At 43.5% G+C, this 5,161-nt stretch carries 5 protein-coding genes and 1 tRNA gene; 4 read left to right on the top strand and 2 right to left on the bottom strand.

The window, feature by feature from the left end; all coding sequences use genetic code 11:
• Positions 1 to 157: 157 nt before the first annotated feature.
• The gene (gene glsB, locus JC606_RS22670; RefSeq protein WP_004738957.1) at positions 158 to 1,078 is read right to left on the bottom strand and encodes a glutaminase B; all 921 of its coding nucleotides are present in this window, start codon (positions 1,076 to 1,078) and stop codon (positions 158 to 160) included.
• A 333-nt stretch (positions 1,079 to 1,411) separates the two neighbouring features.
• Positions 1,412 to 2,131 (bottom strand): tRNA (guanosine(46)-N7)-methyltransferase TrmB, encoded by a 720-nt coding sequence (gene trmB / locus JC606_RS22665; RefSeq protein ID WP_004738956.1) that lies wholly within the window; start codon positions 2,129 to 2,131, stop codon positions 1,412 to 1,414.
• 165 nt (positions 2,132 to 2,296) lie between these two features.
• Between trmB and mutY the strand changes: the two genes are divergently transcribed.
• The 4 genes from mutY (at position 2,297) to JC606_RS22645 (ending at position 5,035) form a co-directional block, all read left to right on the top strand.
• The gene (gene mutY, locus JC606_RS22660; RefSeq protein ID WP_061032407.1) at positions 2,297 to 3,352 is read left to right on the top strand and encodes an A/G-specific adenine glycosylase; all 1,056 of its coding nucleotides are present in this window, start codon (positions 2,297 to 2,299) and stop codon (positions 3,350 to 3,352) included.
• Positions 3,353 to 3,380: 28 nt separating this feature from the next.
• Positions 3,381 to 3,653 (top strand): oxidative damage protection protein, encoded by a 273-nt coding sequence (locus JC606_RS22655; protein ID WP_004738952.1) that lies wholly within the window; start codon positions 3,381 to 3,383, stop codon positions 3,651 to 3,653.
• A 69-nt stretch (positions 3,654 to 3,722) separates the two neighbouring features.
• Entirely contained in the window at positions 3,723 to 4,856 is a 1,134-nt protein-coding gene (mltC, locus tag JC606_RS22650) for a membrane-bound lytic murein transglycosylase MltC (RefSeq protein WP_061032406.1), read from the top strand.
• Positions 4,857 to 4,959: 103 nt separating this feature from the next.
• A tRNA-Phe gene (locus JC606_RS22645) sits at positions 4,960 to 5,035 on the top strand.
• Positions 5,036 to 5,161: the final 126 nt, after the last annotated feature.

The raw sequence follows: 5,161 nt of genomic DNA, 5'->3' as shown, positions 1-5,161 counted from the left end.
CGAGATTCGAGATTCGAGATTCGAGATTCGAGATTCGAGATTCGAGATTCGAGAAAAATGATAAAAGGGTTGGCTTTAGGGTCAACCCTTTTTATTGGAAGAGTCTTTCTCGAAGCGAAGCGCTCTATAGGACGAAGTCCGTGCTCGCATCTTTCTTCTAAAAAATCGAACGACCAATACGTTCTGAAAGCAGCTCGAGAGCCTTAGTGCCAGCCAGTGAGTTACCAGAAGGATCCAGCTCTGGAGACCACACAGCAATCGTCATTTCACCAGGAACGATAGCGATAATCCCGCCACCTACTCCCGATTTGCCCGGCATGCCGACGCGATAAGCAAACTCACCTGCGCCATCATACAAACCACAAGTTGCAAGCAAAGCATTCAGCTGCTTGGTCTGTACCGGCGTGATGATCTCTTTCTTAGTCTGTACTGACACACCTTTGTTCGCTAAGTAGCTAAAGGTTTTCGCCAAATCCACACAAGTCATCTTAAGTGCACAAGCATGGAAGTAATTATTGAGTACAGGGATAACATCGTTCTCAAAATTACCAAATGAACGCATCAAGTACGCGATAGCGGCATTACGGTCGCTATGCATCATTTCTGAAGCCGCTACAACCTTGTCGTACACAATATGAGTATCGCCCGATAACTGACGCACAAACTCCAATAAACGCTGTCTTGGTGCTGACAAGCGGCTTTGTAATAGGTCAGCGACAACAATCGCACCAGCATTAATAAATGGGTTTCGAGGGATACCCTGCTCCATCTCAAGCTGGATCATCGAGTTAAAAGCTTGCCCTGAAGGTTCTTTACCTACACGCTGCCAAATCTCTTCCGGCTTATAGAGCACCATTGCTAACGTCAAACTCAAAGCCTTAGAAATAGATTGTACAGAGAAGGCTTCCTCTGCATCACCAGCTTGAATCACTTCTCCTTCATTGGTGTATACCGCAATCGCCAGTTTCTGGTTCGATACACGCGCTAATGCAGGAATATAATCAGCGACCTTTCCCTGACCAATTAAAGGGCGAACTTCTTCTAAGATCTCGGCCAAAATAGCTTGAGTTGGTTTCATGTGTGCTTACTTCTATATTGTTATTTTTGTAGGGACGTAACATATACCAATCGTAGTAAATAACGGCTCACTCTAGCTTGTTAAAACGCTCGATAACTGCGTTAGAATTTTTGATTGTAGAGTAACTACTTATCGAAAAAACCTGCCTTGTTCCTACGCTATTTTTAATTACTTACTGTGATTGGTATTACTTTCTGTCGTTAAGCCTTTACTGAAATAAAAGCCTAAGGACAAAAAAGCCAACACTACAATAATGTTGGCTTTTATCAATCCCACAAAGTGTAAGGTTAAGATCCTAATCAAATCTCACCTTATATTTGTTGAGGTTCAGAATTACTTAGTACGCTTGTACTTAATATCCCAAACACCATGACCTAAACGGTGGCCACGAGCTTCAAATTTAGTCAGTGGACGCTCATCCGGGCGAGGAATGTAATCACCATCTTCAGCGATATTCTCGAAACCTGGTGCAGCATTCATTACTTCAATCATGTGCTCTGCGTAGTTTTCCCAGTCAGTTGCCATGTGGAAAATACCAGTTTCAAGGTGTAGTTTAGCGCGAACCATTTCAGCGAATTCAGCTTTAACGATACGACGCTTGTGGTGGCGAGCTTTGTGCCATGGGTCAGGGAAAAACAGTTGCAGTGTATGCAGGCTGCTATCTGGAATCATGTGTTCAAATACTTCAACAGCATCGTGACACATTACACGTAGGTTAGTTACGCCAGCATCGCGCGCAGTACCCAAACAAGCACCCACACCTGGGCTGTGAACTTCAATACCTAAGAAGTTCTTCTCAGGTGCGTTCTTTGCCATTTCAACCAGTGATGCACCCATACCGAAGCCAATCTCTAGTACAACTGGGTTATCGTTGCCAAATACTTCTTTCCAGTTAAGAAGCTCTGGGTTGTAGTCGATACCCATTGTTGGCCAACATTCATTCATCGCGTTCTCTTGGCCTTTTGTTAAGCGGCCTTCGCGGCGAACAAAACTACGGATCTTACGAACCAGTTTGCCGTCTTCAGTATATTCGTTAGTGGTCACTTCACTCATTGATTTTTGCCTGCACATTGATTAATCAAAGCGGGGATTATCCAAAGAATTGCCTTCGGTGCAAGTCTTTCCGTGGATAAATTCCCACACAATTTGTCTGTTTTACATCCAACGTTAAGTGTGGTGCAATTTCACTTCTAATAATAGCAAAGCATAGAGCATGTCGTGACTCCTTTCGCAACCGCCATATTAAAGTGGTATGACGCCTACGGGCGTAAAGAATTACCTTGGCAACAAAACAAAACCGCCTACACCGTTTGGCTATCTGAAATCATGCTTCAGCAGACTCAGGTCACCACGGTGATTCCATACTACCAACGCTTCTTGGAACGTTTTCCTACAGTTATCGATCTAGCAAACGCCGAGCAAGATGAAGTGCTCCATCTATGGACAGGGCTTGGTTACTACGCACGAGCTCGTAACCTACACAAAGCTGCCAAGATCGTCGCAGAGCAATATGGTGGGGAGTTTCCACTTTCTCTCGAAGAAATGAATGCGCTTCCAGGCATTGGTCGCTCAACAGCGGCAGCTGTTCTGTCCTCTGTTTACAAGCTCCCTCATGCGATCCTTGATGGTAACGTGAAGCGAACGCTTGCAAGAAGCTTTGCTGTCGAGGGTTGGCCTGGACAAAAGAAGGTTGAAAACCAACTCTGGGAACACGCAGAGGCACACACACCAAAGCAAGATGTCGATAAGTACAATCAAGCTATGATGGATATGGGAGCAATGGTTTGTACTCGTAGCAAGCCTAAATGTACTCTGTGCCCAATTGAAAGCATGTGTGAAGCTAAAAAACTCGATAGACAACTCGACTTCCCTGGCAAAAAGCCAAAGAAAGAGAAACCAGTAAAAGAGACATGGTTTGTAATCCTGTATCACGATAACCAAGTGTGGCTTGAGCAGCGCCCTCAATCAGGTATCTGGGGAGGCTTATTCTGTTTCCCTCAAAATGAGAACGCAGAAATCGAACACCAATTGGATCTTCGTTCAATCACAAACACAGATTCAATCAAGACCATGATTGCGTTTAGGCATACTTTCAGCCACTACCACTTAGATATCACACCAGTATTAGTAAAATTAGATAAACAACCAGATTTGATAATGGAAGGGACTAAAGGTCTCTGGTATAACTTATCAAAACCAGAAGAAATTGGCCTAGCCGCTCCTGTAAAGCAGCTTATTGAAAGCCTACCATTTGAACTGAATGACGACGTTTGAATCAACGAACGCGATAAGAGGAACCACTATGAGCCGCACTGTATTTTGTGCTCGCCTCCAGAAAGACGCTGAAGGCTTAGAATTTCAACTTTACCCAGGTGACTTAGGTAAGCGTATCTTTGACAACATCTCTAAAGAAGCTTGGGGACAATGGCAAAGCAAACAAACCATGCTTATCAATGAAAAGAAGCTAAATATGATGGATCCTGAACATCGTAAACTTCTTGAAACTGAGATGGTTAACTTCCTTTTCGAAGGTAAAGATGTCGTAATTGATGGCTACACTCCACCAAGCGAATAAGACATTTATTTAAGCAAATTTTAATGACATCATGGTTAGCGCTGCGATGTCATTTTTGTATGAGGAACTATGAAAAAGCTCAGTTACTTCCTAACCGCCATGCTACTTACTGGTTGCAGTCGTGAGTTCGTTGAGAGCATTTATGATGTGAATTACGAGCCAACCAACCGATTCGTAAATAACTTAGCGGAGTTACCCGGTCAATTTGAAAAAGATACAGGCGCATTAGACGCTTTGATCAATAGCTTTTCTGGCAATATCCAAAAGCGCTGGGGTAGCAACGAAATCAAGATGGCAGGTAAGAGTAACTATGTGAAATACATAGATAATTACTTGAGCCGATCAGAAGTAAACTTTAGCGAGGGCCTGATAACGGTAGAAACAGTTTCCTCAACAGAGCCTAAAAAACACCTCAAAAATGCAATTATGACAACGCTGCTTACGCCAGATGATCCAGCACATGTCGACCTATTCTCTTCAAAAAGTATCAAATTAGAAGGTAAACCTTTTCTCTATAACCAAGTTGTAGACCAAGAGAAAAAGCCTATCCAATGGACATGGCGCGCCAACAAATTTGCTGACTACCTGATTGCCAACAACCTCAAAACCAAAGAAGTCGACTTTAAAAAAGCCTATTACGTTGAAATCCCTATGGTGGCCGATCACGCAAGCCAGCGTAGTTACCAATATGCCGATATCGTTCGACGCGCATCTAAGCGCTATGACATCCCTGAAGACTTAATCTACGCAATCATCAAGACAGAAAGTAGCTTTAACCCATATGCGGTTAGCTGGGCGAATGCATACGGCTTGATGCAAGTTGTGCCGAAAACAGCAGGTCGAGATGTATTTAAACTGGTAAAAAACAAACCTGGGGAGCCCACTCCTGAGTACTTATTCAACCCAGAAAACAACATTGATGCCGGCACCGCGTACTTTTACATCCTTAAAAATCGCTATTTGAAAGATGTGCGACACCCCACAACATTGGAATACAGCATGATCTCTGCGTACAACGGTGGCACTGGCGGTGTACTCAATACCTTTAGCAAGGACAGAAAGCGAGCAATGCGTGACTTAAATTCACTGCAACCGAGTCAAGCTTACTGGGCACTTACTAAAAAACACCCGAACAAAGAGTCGCGCCGATACCTAGAAAAAGTAACAAAGTTCAAGAAAGATTTTAACCAAGGTAAAACGTAAGCCTCACTTTTGAATAAAAAAACAACTAACGAACGTTTTTTTTAATTATTTTCAAAAAAGGTGTTGACGGTTATGCAGAAAATCCGTTTAATAGCGCTCCGTTGCCCGGATAGCTCAGTCGGTAGAGCAGAGGATTGAAAATCCTCGTGTCGGTGGTTCGATTCCGCCTCCGGGCACCACAATTTGATTTGTTGGTGTCAACACTCTTTAACAGGGAGTAACAGCACGGACAAAAGCATAAAGAATTTAGTGTGCCGACTTAGCTCAGTAGGTAGAGCAACTGACTTGTAATCAGTAGGTCACCA

This window comes from Vibrio sp. IB15 (genome assembly GCF_016406055.1).
GTDB classification, from domain to species: domain Bacteria; phylum Pseudomonadota; class Gammaproteobacteria; order Enterobacterales; family Vibrionaceae; genus Vibrio; species Vibrio chagasii.
Note: the sequence above shows the minus strand (reverse complement) of the source record. Positions and strands in the feature narration are given on the sequence as shown.

Bases quoted from the DNA above. Each gene is read 5' to 3' on its own strand.
- glsB (WP_004738957.1), bottom strand. From the start codon at position 1,078: ATGAAACCAACTCAAGCTATTTTGGCCGAGATCTTAGAAGAAGTTCGC.
- trmB (WP_004738956.1), bottom strand. From the start codon at position 2,131: ATGAGTGAAGTGACCACTAACGAATATACTGAAGACGGCAAACTGGTT.
- JC606_RS22655 (WP_004738952.1), top strand. From the start codon at position 3,381: ATGAGCCGCACTGTATTTTGTGCTCGCCTCCAGAAAGACGCTGAAGGC.
- mltC (WP_061032406.1), top strand. From the start codon at position 3,723: ATGAAAAAGCTCAGTTACTTCCTAACCGCCATGCTACTTACTGGTTGC.